This is a genomic window from Streptomyces sp. NPDC004752, assembly GCF_053601275.1.
On sequence record NZ_JBSGBN010000007.1, the window covers coordinates 65,589 to 80,093 of the forward strand.

The window sequence follows — 14,505 nt, forward strand, 5'->3', positions numbered from 1 at the left end:
GTGCGGGGGGGGGGGGGGGGTTGTGTTGTTTGGGGGCTTGGGGGGTGCGTCGGGCGGCGGGGGGGGCGGGGTGGTGGCGGGCCCGCACTGCCCCGCCCCCGTGTGGGGGGCCCGGGCCCCGGGCGCCGTGCGGCGCCCCTAGTCTGGGATGCGTGGACGAAGAGTTGCGGTCGCTCACGGAGCGCTTACGGCAGGAGTCGGGCGGAACGGCGGCGTATCGGCGGCTGCTCGCGACGGACGATCTCGATGAACTGGCGGAGGAGCTCGTCGCGGCCGGGCAGCCGCTGTGGGCCAGGGAACTGGTCGCGTTCCGGCTGGGCGTGGCGGGCGACCGGCGTTCCTTTGAAGCCCTGGTGCTGCTGCTCAACCATCGCGACCCGCCGCGCTGTGCCGCCGCCGCCCATGCCCTCGCCCGGCTCCGCGATCCGCGTACGGCCCGCGCCGCCGCCGCCCTCGCCACCAACGAACTGCGCGTCGCCTACGCCCTGTTCCCGGTCCGGCTCCTGGTGGAGCTGCGCGCCCCCGAGTCCGTGCCCGCGCTGATCACCACCCTGGAGCGGCGGCTGCGCCCGCACGACCCCTACCGGCGGGTGGCCCTCGCCTGTGTGGAGGGCCTCGGCGCGCTCGGGGACCCCCGCGCCAGGACCGTCCTCAACGAGGCCCTGGCCCATCCGGCGCTCGCCGAGTCCGCGGTGCACGCCCTGGCCCGGCTCCCCGCGCAAAGGTGACGTCCCATCAGCCCACCAGTGTCCGCGCGAAGGTGACGCCCTGTCAGCCCACCAGTGTCCGCGCGTACCGCACTTCGGGCACCGGTACGCCGTCCACGTCGAAGGGTTCCTCTGCGCCGTCGGCCCGGAACCCGGCCCGCTCGTAGCAGCGCCGGGCGCGCGCGTTCTCCTTCAGCACCCACAGGAGCATCCGTGGATGGCCCGCGACCGCGCGCTGCCGGACCGACTCCGTCAGCAGCGCCCGCCCGATGCCGCTGCCCAGGCGCCCGGGGTCGACGTACAGCGCGTACAACTCGGCGTCGGCGGTGTGCGTGTCGCCGTCCAGGTACGGCCCGTGCGCCGCCCAGCCGACGATCTCGCCGTCCAGCTCGGCCACCAGGTTCAGCACCGGGCCCGTGCCGTCGCCGAAGTGTGCGCGTCGCCGCTCGGCGTCCGCCGGCACGCTGAGCGCGTCGAGATGGGCCTGCGGGATGAGGCCCCGGTAGGCGTTCTGCCAACCGTGGACGCGGATCTCGGCGACGCGGTCGCAGTCGGCGAGCGTCATGGGCCGCACCAGCGGCACGGTCACTCGGCCACCACCGCGAACGCCTCGATCTCCATCAGGAACCCCGGGCGGACCAGCCCGGCGACCTGCACGGCGGATGCCGCCGGGAGCCGGTCGTCGGGTATGTGCGCCGCGCGGGCGGCGCGGATCGCGGGCATATGGGCCATGTCCGTGACGAAGTAGGTGAGTTTGACGACGTCCGCGAAGTCCGCTCCGGCGGCGGCCAGACAGCGCCGCAGGTTCTCGAAGACCTGGCGGGCCTGGGCCGCCGGGTCGCCCGCGCCGACGAGTTCGCCGTCCCCGTCCAGGGCGAGCTGGCCGGAGACGGCGACGAAGCGGCCGGTGGCGGCTACGACATGGGTGTACTGGGCGGCGGGGGCGACCCCGTCGGGGGCGGGAATCCTGATCGGCTCACTCATGCGTCCATGGTGGACCAGGGGTGTGACAACGCCCCCGCGGGGCCGCGGGATCGTGCGGTGCTCAGCCGCGGAAGCCGAGCAGTCCGTGCAGGGCCGAGCCGCGGGACGCGGTGGACGCCTCCTTGGTGCCGAGCGGCTTGGGGTCGGGCGTCCGCTCGCACACCGCGTCGGCCGTGCCGTCGCCGCGCGGCACCGTGCCGTCGGTCAGATAGCGGGCCAGATGCTCGTCGAGGCAGGCGTTCCCGCTCAGTGTGACGCCGTGGTTCCCGCCGCCCCGCTCGACCACCAGGCTGGAACCGCCGAGCAGGCGATGGACCGTGACGCCGCCCTCGTACGGGGTGGCCGCGTCGTTCGTCGCCTGGAACAGCAGCGCCGGCGGCAGCTTGCCGTTGGCGATGTTCACCGGCCGCAGGGTGCCGGTGGGCCAGAAGGCACACGACGCGTTGTACCAGGCGTTGTTCCAGGCCATGAACGGAGCCTTCTCGTACACCGCCCAGGTGTCCCGGTGCCAGCGGTTCCAGTCGCGCGGCCAGGCGGCGTCACGGCACTGCACCGCCGAGTAGACGCTGAAGCCGTTGTCGCCGGACTCGTCGACGGCGCCGAAGTTCTCGTACGCCGCCACCAGCGGCCCGGTCTTCCTGTCGTTCACGTACGCCGCGAACGCCTCGGCGAGATGGGGCCAGTAGCCGTTGTAGTAGCCGCCCGGCATGAAGGTGTCCTCCAGTTCGGCGGCGCCGACCCTGCCGCCCGCCGGCTTCGCGGCCAGCGCCGCCCGCATCGCGTACCACTTGGCCTCGACCGCCGCCGGGTCCCTGCCGAGCCGGTATGCGGAGTCGTGCCGGGCGATCCAGGCCATCAGGGCGCGGTGGCGGTCGTCGAAGGCGTGGTCCTGGGTGAGGTTGTCCTCGTACCAGACGCCGGTCGGGTTCACGATCGAGTCCAGCACCAGGCGGCGCACCCGCTCCGGATACAACTTCGCGTAGACGGCGCCCAGGTAGGTCCCGTACGAGTAGCCGAGGTAGTTGACGCGCTGCGCGCCGAGGGCCTGCCGGATCTTGTCCAGGTCCCGCGCGGCGCTCACGGTGTCGATGTACGGCAGCACGTCCGCGTACTTCTTGCCGCAGTCCGCGGCGAACGCCCGCGCGCGGGCGAGGTTGGCCTGCTCGACCGCGGGCGTGCTCGGCACCGAGTCGGGCCGCACCGCGTCGAAGTGGCCGGGCCGGCAGTCCAGGGCGGGCGTGCTCCTGCCGACGCCGCGCGGGTCGAAGCCGATGACGTCGTACTGGGCCGCCACCGTCTTGGGCAGCGCGGACGCGACGAAACCGGCGAGCGTCAGACCGCTGCCGCCGGGTCCGCCCGGGTTGACCAGCAGCGGGCCCTGGGAGGTCCGGGCGGTGTGCGGGACGCGCGAGAGCGCGAGGGTGATCTGCTTCCCCTGCGGGCGGGTGTGGTCGAGGGGCACCTTGAGGGACGCGCACTGGAGCGCCGGATAGTCGGTGGTGCCGCACTTCTTCCAGGTGAGCTTCGCGGCCGCGGCGGCAGCCGCGGAAGGCCCGGACGAAGCGGCGGAGGGTCCGGACGAAGCGGCGGAGGCGGCGGAGGCGGAGGGGGTGGCCGGGGCGTCCGTCGCGGCGTGCCGCGGGTTCGCGCCGGCGGGGACGGCCGTGAGCGACCCGGCCACGACGGCGGCGGCACCGCACAGCACGGCAGCGCGTGTTCTCATTGCGTCCTCCCAGGACGGAGGGGGCGGGACCGCGAGGGTCGCGGTCCTCGCCGCATCGTCCCGGAGTGGGCGCCCGGAAGAACCTGTTGTGGGGATACTTGACCCAATTGGGTCGCGGGATGCGCTCGAACGCTCTCAGATCAACGTGAGTTGAACCGGCTCGGCCGCCCTTGGTCCGTGGACCGGCGGCGGCACCGGCTCGGGCGGCCGGATGCGGCGCGGCATCCCCGTGCTCGCGGGGCCGATGCCGTACTCCCGGGCCAGCTCGTGCACCTGACGGGTGATCCGGCGCTGGTACCACTTCGGCGCGTAGGCGCCCTCCGCGTACAGCCGCTCGTAGCGGCGCACCAGATGAGGGTGGTGCTGTCCGAGCCAGGCCATGAACCACTCGCGGGCCCCGGGCCGCAGATGCAGCACCAGCGGGGTGACGGAGGTCGCCCCGGCGGCCGCGATCGCCCGCACGGTGGTCCTCAGCTGGGCCGGGTGGTCGCTCAGGAAGGGGACCACCGGGGCCATCAGCACACCGCAGCCGATGCCGTGCTCGCCGAGGGTCCGCACCACGTCGAGGCGGCGTTCGGGCGCGGGTGTGCCCGGCTCCACGGTGCGCCACAGGCCGGGGTCGGTGAAGCCGACGGAGACGGAGATGCCGACGTCCGTCACCTCCGACGCCTGTTTGAGCAGGTCCAGGTCGCGCAGGATCAGCGTGCCCTTGGTCAGGATCGAGAAGGGGTTCGCGTGGTCGCGCAGCGCGGCGATGATGCCCGGCATCAGCCGGTAGCGGCCCTCGGCGCGCTGGTAGCAGTCGACGTTCGTGCCCATCGCGATGTGCTCGCTCCGCCAGCGCGCGGAGCCGAGTTGACGGCGCAGCAGTTCGGGCGCGTTCACCTTGACCACGATCTGGGTGTCGAAGTCGATCCCCGTGTCCAGGTCCAGGTAGCTGTGGGTCTTGCGGGCAAAACAGTAGACGCATGCGTGCGAGCAACCGCGGTACGGGTTGACGGTCCACTCGAAGGGCATGCGCGAGGCGCCCGGCACCCGGTTGATGATCGAGCGGGCTCGGATCTCATGGAAGGTGATCCCGTGGAACTCGGGCGTGTCGAAGGTGCGGGTGGTCACCGCGTCGGCGCCGAACAGGGCCGCGTCGACCCGGCCGTGCTCCGGCGGTGCCGACTCCACTGTGAGGTTCTCCCAGCGCATGACGCCTCCTCGGTAGCGCTGCCCACAGAATAGAACACTCGTTCGCATGATCGTGCGAGGATGGTTCCGGGCGTCGCTTCCGGCACCCCGATTTGGCGGCCGGGGGCCGGGGTGATTGGGTGGCCCCAACCCCGAGAACTCAGGTCCTGGAGGAAGCCAATGGCGCAGGTCGAGGCCACTACGGAGCGGGTCGTCGCGGCGGACGCGGAGAAGGTGTTCGACGCCCTCGCCGACTACCGCGGTACACGCGCGAAGGTGCTGCCCGAGCAGTTCAGCGAGTACGAGGTGCGCGAGGGCGGCGACGGAGAGGGCACCCTCGTCCACTGGCGGCTCCAGGCCACCAGCAAGCGCGTCCGGGACTGCCTCCTGGAGGTCACCGAGCCCACCGACGGCGAACTGGTCGAGAAGGACCGCAACTCCTCCATGGTCACCGTCTGGCGGGTCACCCCGGCGGGCGAGGGCGCGTCCCGCGTCGTCGTCACCAGCACCTGGACCGGGGCCGGCGGCATCGGCGGCTTCTTCGAGCGGACCTTCGCGCCCAAGGGGCTCGGCCGGATCTACGACGCGCTGCTCGCCAAGTTCGCCGCAGAGATCGAGAAGTAGCCCAAGAAGCCGGTGGTGAAGGGGTGTTGGACCCCTCACCGGTTCGAGTGGATCTCCGGGGCGCCCGGCATGCATCCGTAACTCGTCGCGCCCGCTCGCAGTTGTCGCCGTGCGCGGGAATTGTGCAGCGGCGCGACGAGGGGAGCGATACGTGGGCGGGACGACTCTGGTGGAGCACGAGCCGGTGGAGCACGAGCCGGTCGTGGCACCTTCGAAGGTGCCGCTGCCGCCGCCCGCCGCCGCCCCCGAACTGAGCCGGAGCGGGGTCCGGCTGGTCTTCGTCGGGCTGATGCTCGCCCTGCTCCTCGCCGCGCTGGAGCAGATGATCGTCGCCACCGCGCTGCCCAAGATCGTCGGTGAGCTGCACGGCCTGGACAAGATGTCCTGGGCGATCACCGCATACCTGCTCACGGCCACCGTGGGACTGCCGATCTACGGCAAGCTGGGCGACCTCTTCGGCCGCAAGGCCGTCTTCCAGTTTGCCATCCTCGTCTTCGTCATCGGCTCCGCGCTGGCCGGACGGGCGCAGAGCATGGACCAGTTGATCGCCTTCCGGGCCGTCCAGGGCGTCGGCGCGGGCGGGCTGATGATCGGGGTGCAGGCGATCATCGCGGACATCGTGCCGCCCCGGGAACGCGGCCGGTTCATGGGGCTGATCGGCGCCGCCTTCGGCCTCGCCTCCGTCGCCGGACCGCTGCTCGGCGGCTACTTCACCGACCACCTCACCTGGCGCTGGTGCTTCTACATCAACGTGCCCTTCGGCCTTGTCACCCTGGCCGTCATCAGCGTCGTGCTCAAACTCCCCAAGCAGCGCGTGCGCGCCCGGCTCGACGTCCTCGGCGCGCTGCTGCTCGCCGCCGCCTCCACCTGCCTGGTGCTGCTGACCAGTTGGGGCGGCACCGAGTACGACTGGGGCTCGCGCCAGATCCTCGGGCTCGGCGCGGGCGCGGTGGCGGCCACCGTCCTGTTCCTGGTCGCCGAGCACTTCGCCGCCGAACCCCTCATCCCGCTCAGGCTGTTCAGGGACTCGGTGTTCAACGTCACCGGCCTGGTCGGCCTGGTCATCGGCGTCGCCCTGTTCGGCGCCGCCAGCTATCTGCCGACCTTCCTCCAGATGGTCGACGGGGCCACGGCCACCGAGTCGGGCCTGCTGATGCTGCCCATGATGGGCGGCATCGTCGTCGCGTCGATCATCTCCGGACAACTCATCAGCCACACCGGCCGCTACCGGATCTACCCCGTCCTGGGCGGGGCCCTCTCGGTGGCCGGGATGTGGCTGCTGTCCCGGCTGGAGATCGACACGCCCCGGCTGCACTACAGCATCTGGATGGCCGTCCTCGGCGCCGGCATCGGCATGGTGATGCCCGTCCTCATCCTGGCCGTGCAGAACTCCGTGCGCCCCGCCGACCTCGGCACCGCGACCAGCGCCAACAACTACTTCCGGCAGATCGGCGGCAGCGTCGGCGCCGCCGTCTTCGGCACCCTGTTCGCCGGCCGGCTCACCGACGCCCTGAGCGCACGCCTCCCGGCGCGGGCCGGTGCCCGGCTGCCGGACCCCGAGTCGATCACCCCGCAGACGGTCCACGCCCTGCCCCCGGCGCTGCGCGACGCCTATATCCACGCCTACGCCGACGCGATGCCCCGGATCTTCCTCTACCTCGTTCCGGTGCTCGTGCTCGGTCTGCTCATCGCCTTCTTCCTCAAGGAGAAACCCCTGGTGTCCCACAACGCCCCCGCCACCGACCCGGAGACCGCGCAGATGCACGCCTCCATCCCGCAGGCCCGTTCGTCCCACGCCGCGGGGATCCCCGTCTGCGGCACGGTGCAGCACCCCGACGGCACCGTGGTGCCCCGCGCGGCGCTCACCCTGATCGATGTGACCGGGCAGCAGATCGGCCGGGGCGCGAGCGGCAACGACGGGCGGTACGCGCTGTCCACACCGGGTTCCGGGGCGTACGTCCTGATCGCCGCCGCGGGCGGCCACCAGCCGCAGGCCGTCTCCGTGACCGTCGGCGAGCGGCCGGTCGAACTGGACGTCGTTCTCGGCGGCGCGGGCCGCCTGGCCGGCTCCGTCCTCACCGCGGACGGCGCCCCGGTGCGGGACGCCACGGTCACGCTCACCAATGTGCACGGCGAGGTGGTCGCCACCACCCGCAGCGGTCGCGAGGGCGGCTACGTCATCACCGAACTGGTCGCCGGGGAGTACACCCTCGCCGCCAGCGCGCCCGCCTTCCGGCCCGCCGCGCTCCCGGTCAGCGTGCAGGCGGCCCGGGAGACCCGGCAGGACGTCGAACTGGCGGGCGGCGCCGTGCTGCGCGGCACCGTGCGGGCCGGTGGCGGACGGCCCGTCGAGGACGCGCGCGTGACCCTCCTCGACGCGGCCGGCAACGTCGTGGACACGCTCACCACGGGCCCCGACGGAACGTTCCGGTTCGTGGATCTCTCCTCCGGCGAGTACACCGTCATCGCGGCCGGTTACCCCCCGGTGGCCACCGTCCTCCAGGTCGCGGGCGGCGGACGCACCGAGCGTGACCTGCAGCTCGGCCACGAGGACTGACCCGGCACCCGGGGGCGCGAACCCACTCGTGCGCCCCCGAGGGTGCGGCCCCGTGCGCCGGAGCGATCAAGTGACGCCGATTCCGGCGTTGATACCCAACGCGACCGGCCGGAGCCGTACGGTAAGGGCGGGCGGACCCCTGCGGGCGCACACCACGCCCGGCTGCGCGCGGCCACGCCCGCGCATCACACCGCGTACGTCCCGCGTGGCACCGCCAGGTCCGGCCGGTCCGGCCGAGCGGGTGGTGGCACCGGGCGGCCGGGGCGGCTCACCGGATCGTCGGGGCGGCTCACCGGATCGTCGGGGTGGCTCATCGGTCGGGGTGGCTCATCGGTCGGGGTGGTCCGCGAGGGACGCCTGGGTGAGCAGGAGGCGGGCCAGGTCGCGGGCCTCGTCCGCGGTCAGCGCCGCCCAGGTGCCCGGCTCGCCGCCCCGGTCCTGTCCCACGTCCAGCGTGACCCGGCTGATCGGCTTCTCCGGTGAGGCCAGCCGCAGGCACTTCACCGCGATCCGCCGGCCGCAGGACGTCACGAAGGACGCGCTCTCGGCCGTGCCCGGCCGCTCCTGACCTGTCATCACTCCCACGCCCTTCCTGGCCCGTCCCCGAGGGTTCCCGCCTGCGTCCCGCCTGGCCCACCCGATGGGCTATGGACCAGAGAGCGCCGGGCGCGCCCGGAATGTTCCCGCCCGTGCGGAGCTTTCCGCCGCTCGATCGTGGCCGGTCGGCTCCGTACCGCGTAACGTGGCGCGGCATGAAGATCCTCATCAGTGCGGACATGGAGGGCGCGACCGGCGTCACCTGGCCGGCCGACGTGCTGCCGGGGACACCGCAGTGGGAGCGGTGCCGGTCACTGTTCACCTCCGATGTCGACGCCGCGGTGCGCGGCTTCCTGGACGGCGGAGCCGACGAGGTCCTCGTCAACGAGGCCCACTGGTCGATGCGCAATCTGCTCCTGGAGCGGCTCGACGAGCGGACGCAGATGCTCACCGGGCGGCACAAGTCCCTGTCCATGGTGGAGGGCGTGCAGCACGGGGACGTGGACGGCATCGCCTTCGTCGGCTACCACGCGGGCGCCGGCATGGAGGGCGTCCTCGCGCACACCTATCTCGCCAACTCGATCACCGGGGTGTGGCTGAACGGCGTACGGGCCAGCGAGGGACTCCTCAACGCCCATGTCGTCGCCGAGTACGGGGTGCCCGTCGTCCTCGTCACCGGGGACGACGTGGCCTGCGAGGACGCGCTCGGGTATGCGCCCGAGGCGTTCAAGGTCGCGGTGAAGGACCATGTGTCGCGGTACGCGGCCGTGTGCCGCACACCGGCCAGGACCGCCGCCGACATCCACGCCGCCGCCAAGGAGGCCGCCGCGCTGGCGGTACGCCACGAGCCGGTCCACGGCGGCCCGTTCACCATCGCCCTGGAGTTCGACGCCGAGCACCTGGCGCAGGCCGTCACCGTCGTGCCGGGCGTCGAGCGGACCGGGGAGCGCAAGGTGACGTACAGCAGCGACACCATGTACGAGGGAATCCGCAGCTTCAAGGCGGTCACCACCATCGCCTCGGCCGCGGTGGAGGAGCAGTATGGCTGACGAACGCGCGCTGGACGAGGTCGTCCGGTTCACCTCCGAGCTGATCCGGATCGACACCACCAACCGTGGCGGGGGCGACTGCCGGGAGCGGCCCGCCGCCGAGTACGCGGCCGAGCAACTGGCGGGCGCGGGCCTCGAACCCACCCTCCTGGAACGCACCCCGGGCCGGACGAACGTAGTAGCCCGCATCGAGGGCACCGACCCGTCGGCCCCGGCCCTGCTCGTCCACGGTCATCTGGACGTCGTCCCGGCGCGGGCCGACGAGTGGAGCGTGCACCCCTTCTCCGGCGAGATCCGCGACGGGGTCGTCTGGGGCCGGGGCGCCGTCGACATGAAGAACATGGACGCGATGATCCTCGCCGTGGTGCGGGCCTGGGCCCGCGCGGGTGTACGCCCGCGGCGCGACGTGGTCGTCGCCTTCACCGCCGACGAGGAGGCCAGCGCCGAGGACGGCTCGGGATTCCTCGCCGACCGGCACGCGCACCTCTTCGAGGGGTGCACCGAGGGCGTCAGCGAGTCGGGCGCCTACACCTTCCACGACGGCGCCGGACGCCAGATCTATCCGATCGCCGCCGGTGAGCGCGGCACGGGCTGGCTCAAGCTCACCGCGCGCGGCCGGGCGGGGCACGGGTCCAAGGTCAACCGGGAGAACGCGGTGACCCGGCTGGCCGCCGCCGTCACCAGGATCGGCGGGCACCAGTGGCCGTCGCGGCTCACCCCGACGGTGCGCGCCGCGCTGACCGAACTCGCCGCCCTGTACGGCATCGACGCGGACCTGGACGACGTGGACGGGCTGCTGCTGAAGCTCGGCCCGGCCGCCGAACTGGTGGCCGCGACCGTCCGCAACAGCGCCAACCCGACCATGCTGGAGGCCGGTTACAAGGTCAATGTGATTCCGGGGCAGGCCGTCGCCTTCGTCGACGGACGGTATCTGCCGGGCGGCGAGGACGAGTTCCGCGCCACCCTCGACCGGCTGACCGGACCGGACGTCGACTGGGAGTTCCACCACCGGGAGGTCGCCCTCCAATCGCCGGTGGACTCGCCTACGTTCGCCGGGATGCGGGCCGCCGTCGAGGAGTTCGCGCCCGAGGGGCATGTGGTGCCGTTCTGCATGTCGGGCGGCACGGACGCCAAGCAGTTCTCCCGGCTCGGCATCACCGGCTACGGCTTCACCCCGCTCAGGCTCCCCGAGGGCTACGACTACGGGGCCATGTTCCACGGGGTCGACGAGCGGGTGCCGACCGAGGCGCTGCACTTCGGCGTCCGCGTCCTCGACCGCTTCCTGCAGACGGCCTAGACGATGGGGGATCCCATGCGGACCATGGCGTACGGCTCCTGGCCCTCGCCCATCGACGCGGCCCTGGCCGCCGCGCACGACGGCCATCCGGAGTGGCTGGGCCTCGTCGGCGACGAGATCTGGTGGACCGAGCCGCGGCCGGAAGAGGGCGGACGCCGGACCCTCGTGCGGCGCCGCGCGGACCGGACCGAGGAATCGCTGCTGCCCGCGCCGTGGAACGTGCGCAGCCGCGTCATCGAGTACGGCGGTCACCCCTGGGCCGGTGCGGTGCGCGAGGGCCGGCCGCTCGTCGTGTTCGTGCACTTCGCCGACCAGCGGCTGTACCGGTACGAGCCGGGCGGCGAGCCGCGCCCGCTCACGCCCGTCTCGCAGGTCGGCGGCGGACTGCGCTGGGCCGAGCCGCGGCTCGACCTGGAACGCGGCGAAGTGTGGTGTGTGCTGGAGGAGTTCACCGGCGAGGGGCCCGGCGACCTGCGGCGCGTCGCGGCGGCCGTACCGCTGGACGGCTCGGCCGCCGAGGACCGTGACGCCGTGCGCGAACTCGCCGCTGAACGGCACCAGTTCGTCACCGGGCCGCGGCTCTCGCCGGACGGCCGCCGCGCCGCCTGGCTCGCCTGGGACCATCCGCGCATGCCCTGGGACGGGACCGAGCTGATCGTCGCGGACGTCACCGCCGACGGCACCCTGCGCGGGGCGCGGACGGTCGCCGGGGGACCGGCGGAGTCCGTCGCCCAGGCCGACTGGGCGGCCGACGGGAGCCTGCTGTACGCGAGCGACCGCAGCGGCTGGTGGAACCTGTACCGCGACGGCACCCCGCTGTGCCCGCGCGAGGAGGAGTTCGGCGGGCCGCTGTGGAAGCTGGGGCACCGCTGGTTCGCCCCGCTGGACAGCGGGTTGATCGCGGTTCTGCACGGCCGCGGCGGGAAGGCCCTCGGCATCCTCGATCCGAGGACCGGTGAGATCGCCGACACGGCCGGGCCCTGGTCCGAGTTCGAGTCGACGCTCGCGGCGCACGGCGACCGGGTCGTCGCCGTCGGCGCGGGCCCGCACAGCGGGTACGAGGTCGTCGAACTGGACACCGGGACCGGCCGGGCCCGGGTGATCGGCGCCCGGCACACCGACCCGGTCGACCCGGCCCTGTACCCCGAGCCACGGGTGCGCGCCTTCACCGGCCCCGGCGGACGCGAGGTGCACGCCCACGTGTACCCGCCGCACCATCCGGGCATCACGGCACCGCACGGCGAACCCGCGCCCTACGTCGTCTGGGTGCACGGCGGCCCCACCGGCCGCGCCCCGCTGACGCTGGACCTGGAGATCGCCTACTTCACCTCCCGGGGCATCGGGGTCGCCCAGGTCAACTACGGCGGTTCGACCGGGTACGGCCGCGAGTACCGGGACCGGCTGCGCGAGCAGTGGGGCGTCGTCGACGTCGAGGACTGCGCCGCCGTCGCGCTCGCCCTCGCCGAGGAGGGCACCGCCGACCGCGACCGGCTCGCGATCCGCGGCGGCAGCGCGGGCGGCTGGACCAGCGCGGCCTCCCTGACGAGCACCGACATCTACGCCTGCGGCACCATCGTCTATCCGATCCTCGACCTCACCGGCTGGAGCACGGGGGAGACCCACGACTTCGAGTCGCGGTACCTGGAGGGCCTGGTCGGGCCGCTCGCCGAGGTCCCCGAGCGGTACGCGGAGCGGTCCCCGGCCGAGCACGCCGACCGGATCTCGGCGCCGTTCCTGCTGTTGCAGGGCCTGGACGACGTGATCTGCCCGCCCGTGCAGTGCGAACGCTTCCTGGGCCGGATCAGGGGGCGCGGGGTGCCGCACGCCTATCTCGCCTTCGAGGGGGAGGGGCACGGCTTCCGCAGGGCCGACACCATGGTGCGCGCCCTGGAGGCCGAACTCTCCCTGTACGCCCAGGTGTTCGGGCTGGATATGCCCGGGATCCAGAAGCTGGAGCTGATGACGTGAGAGAACTCCTGCGGCCGCCGCGGCTCGCCCCCGGGGCGCGGGTCGCGGTGGTCGCGCCGAGCGGGCCGGTGACCGAGGACGGCCTGGCGGCGGGCCTCGACATCCTGCGCGGCTGGGACCTCGACCCGGTCGTGCGACCCCATGTGCTGGACCGACACGGCGAGCTGGGCTACCTGGCCGGCACCGACGCCGACCGGGCCGCCGACCTCCAGCGGGCCTGGTGCGATCCGGATGTGGCCGCGGTGCTGTGCGCCCGCGGCGGCTACGGCGCGCAGCGCATGGTCGACCTCCTCGACTGGGAGGCGCTGCGGGCGGCCGGCCCCAAGGTGCTCGTCGGCTTCAGCGATGTCACCGTGCTGCACCAGGCATTCGCCGCCCGGCTCGGCCTGGCCACGCTGTACGGGCCCGCGGCGGCGGGCGTCGACTTCATCAAGAACACGCGGACGCAGGAGCATCTCCGGGCGACCCTGTTCGCCCCGGAGACGGTCCGCACGATCGCCGCGGGCGGCCCCGCGCTGGTGCCGGGCCGGGCCCGCGGGGTCACCCTCGGCGGATGTCTGAGCCTGCTCGCCGCCGACCTGGGCACACCGCTCACCCCACCGGTCGCCCGGGGCGGGCTGCTGCTCCTGGAGGACGTGGGCGAGCCCGCGTACCGCGTCGACCGGCTGCTGACCCAGCTCCTGCGCTCCGGACGGCTGGACGGTGTGGCGGGGATCGGGCTCGGGTCCTGGGCCGGCTGCGGTCCGTACGAGGAACTGCGCGCGGTCTTCGCCGACCGCCTCGGCGGCCTCGGCGTACCCGTCCTGGAAGAGGTCGGGTTCGGCCACTGCGACGAGGCGCTGACGGTCCCGTTCGGTGTGACGGCCGAGTTGGACGCGATCGCGGGCACCCTGACCCTGGACGAGCCGGCCCTGCGCTGATCGCGGTGGTGGGGTGGCCGGACCGGCGTAAGGTGGCGGGATGCCGCACAGCCAGTCTCGCCATCTCGCCGAGGGGCCCCGGGTGGGCATACGGCACTTCACCCGCGGGGACGGTCCGGAGTTCACCGCCCGGGCCCGGGAGAGCAAGGACCTGCACCAGCCATGGCTGTTCCCGCCGCTCGATGAGGCCGCCTACGCCGGGTACGCGGGCCGGCTGATCGAGGATCCGACGAAGGTCGGGTTCCTGGTCTGCGAGAAGGACGGCGGGGCCATCGCCGGGTTCATCAACATCAACAACATGGTCGGGGGCGGCTTTTGGTGCGGCGTCCTCGGCTATGGCGCCTTCGCGCACGCGGCCGGGCGCGGGCTGATGCGCGAGGGGCTCGATCTGGTGATCGGGTACGCGTTCGGGCCGCTGCGGCTGCACCGGCTGGAGATCAACGTCCAGCCGGGCAACGCCCCCTCCATCGCCCTCGCCCGTGGCGCCGGGTTCCGGCTGGAGGGCTTCTCACCGAACATGATCTTCATGGACGGGGCCTGGCGGGACCACGAGCGCTGGGCGATCACCGCCGAGATGCGGGCTTCCGGTTGATCTTCATGGTGTCCAGGTCCGTCACGGTCGACTTCAGCTCCGTGAACCCGTAGCCGAGACCGGTCAGATGGGCCTGAGCCCGCTCCTCCGCGAGCGCCGCCGCCATCTCCTCCCCGTCGGCCGCGTCCGACACCACCACGTACCGCATCGAGAAGTGCTTCAACGGCCGCGCCTCGTACGACAGCGAGCCCTCCTCGGTGAACCGCATGCTCGTCATCCCGTGCTCGGCGGCCTCGGCCAGCAGCCGGTCCCGGGCCTGCTCGGTCAGCCGCGCCCAGGTGCCCCGGACGATGACCCGGTAGGTGTGCCGCTCGCTCATATGCCGTTCCGTCCTCACTCGATCCGAACTCGACCCGGTCGATTCACATTCG

General features: G+C 73.0%; 14 protein-coding genes. 8 read left to right on the forward strand and 6 right to left on the reverse strand.

Translation table 11 applies throughout. The features are described 5' to 3' along the window. Nucleotides 1-152 precede the first annotated feature (152 nt). Nucleotides 153-728 carry an adenylosuccinate lyase gene (locus ACWEKM_RS05075; RefSeq protein WP_451619760.1) on the forward strand — a complete coding sequence of 192 codons (576 nt, stop codon included), beginning with the start codon at nt 153-155 and terminating at the stop codon, nt 726-728. Nucleotides 729-771: 43 nt separating this feature from the next. Here the strand turns inward: ACWEKM_RS05075 and ACWEKM_RS05080 are convergent, their stop codons facing one another. From ACWEKM_RS05080 to ACWEKM_RS05095, 4 genes are all read right to left on the reverse strand, one after another. Beyond that, nucleotides 772-1,272, reverse strand: a complete 501-nt coding sequence (locus ACWEKM_RS05080; protein ID WP_451619811.1) for an N-acetyltransferase family protein — start codon at nt 1,270-1,272, stop codon at nt 772-774. A gap of 20 nt (nt 1,273-1,292) precedes the next feature. After that, complete coding sequence (locus ACWEKM_RS05085; RefSeq protein WP_451619761.1) at nt 1,293-1,691, reverse strand: RidA family protein; 399 nt, start codon at nt 1,689-1,691, stop codon at nt 1,293-1,295. 61 nt (nt 1,692-1,752) lie between these two features. Beyond that, entirely contained in the window at nt 1,753-3,414 is a 1,662-nt protein-coding gene (locus ACWEKM_RS05090; protein WP_451619762.1) for an alpha/beta hydrolase, read from the reverse strand. 135 nt (nt 3,415-3,549) lie between these two features. Further along, complete coding sequence (locus tag ACWEKM_RS05095) at nt 3,550-4,611, reverse strand: Rv2578c family radical SAM protein (RefSeq protein WP_451619763.1); 1,062 nt, start codon at nt 4,609-4,611, stop codon at nt 3,550-3,552. A gap of 159 nt (nt 4,612-4,770) precedes the next feature. Between ACWEKM_RS05095 and ACWEKM_RS05100 the strand changes: the two genes are divergently transcribed. Both ACWEKM_RS05100 and ACWEKM_RS05105 read left to right on the forward strand, forming a co-directional pair. Then, entirely contained in the window at nt 4,771-5,214 is a 444-nt protein-coding gene (locus ACWEKM_RS05100) for an SRPBCC family protein (protein WP_451619764.1), read from the forward strand. 151 nt (nt 5,215-5,365) lie between these two features. Then, entirely contained in the window at nt 5,366-7,771 is a 2,406-nt protein-coding gene (locus ACWEKM_RS05105; protein WP_451619765.1) for an MFS transporter, read from the forward strand. Nucleotides 7,772-8,098: 327 nt separating this feature from the next. On the opposite strand, the gene ACWEKM_RS05110 is transcribed toward ACWEKM_RS05105, so the two are convergent. Continuing rightward, nucleotides 8,099-8,347, reverse strand: a complete 249-nt coding sequence (locus ACWEKM_RS05110) for a hypothetical protein (RefSeq protein ID WP_451619812.1) — start codon at nt 8,345-8,347, stop codon at nt 8,099-8,101. 176 nt (nt 8,348-8,523) lie between these two features. Between ACWEKM_RS05110 and ACWEKM_RS05115 the strand changes: the two genes are divergently transcribed. Genes ACWEKM_RS05115 through ACWEKM_RS05135 form a run of 5 tightly spaced genes read left to right on the forward strand, consistent with a single transcriptional unit; the run spans nt 8,524 to nt 14,134 of the window. After that, nucleotides 8,524-9,357 carry a M55 family metallopeptidase gene (locus ACWEKM_RS05115; protein WP_451619766.1) on the forward strand — a complete coding sequence of 278 codons (834 nt, stop codon included), beginning with the start codon at nt 8,524-8,526 and terminating at the stop codon, nt 9,355-9,357. After that, nucleotides 9,350-10,654, forward strand: a complete 1,305-nt coding sequence (locus ACWEKM_RS05120) for a M20/M25/M40 family metallo-hydrolase (protein ID WP_451619767.1) — start codon at nt 9,350-9,352, stop codon at nt 10,652-10,654. The genes ACWEKM_RS05115 and ACWEKM_RS05120 overlap by 8 nt, the downstream gene beginning before the upstream one ends. Before the next feature lie 15 nt (nt 10,655-10,669). Beyond that, the gene (locus ACWEKM_RS05125; RefSeq protein ID WP_451619768.1) at nt 10,670-12,622 is read left to right on the forward strand and encodes an LpqB family beta-propeller domain-containing protein; all 1,953 of its coding nucleotides are present in this window, start codon (nt 10,670-10,672) and stop codon (nt 12,620-12,622) included. Further along, nucleotides 12,619-13,542 carry a S66 peptidase family protein gene (locus ACWEKM_RS05130; protein ID WP_451619769.1) on the forward strand — a complete coding sequence of 308 codons (924 nt, stop codon included), beginning with the start codon at nt 12,619-12,621 and terminating at the stop codon, nt 13,540-13,542. Before ACWEKM_RS05125 ends, ACWEKM_RS05130 begins: the two co-directional genes overlap by 4 nt. A gap of 40 nt (nt 13,543-13,582) precedes the next feature. Next, entirely contained in the window at nt 13,583-14,134 is a 552-nt protein-coding gene (locus ACWEKM_RS05135; protein WP_451619770.1) for a GNAT family N-acetyltransferase, read from the forward strand. Here ACWEKM_RS05135 and ACWEKM_RS05140 read toward each other — a convergent pair. Continuing rightward, on the reverse strand, nt 14,106-14,453 hold the full coding sequence (locus tag ACWEKM_RS05140) for a DUF6204 family protein (protein ID WP_451619771.1): 348 nt from the start codon (nt 14,451-14,453) through the stop codon (nt 14,106-14,108). The two genes, ACWEKM_RS05135 and ACWEKM_RS05140, sit on opposite strands and share 29 nt — an antisense overlap. Nucleotides 14,454-14,505 lie beyond the last annotated feature (52 nt).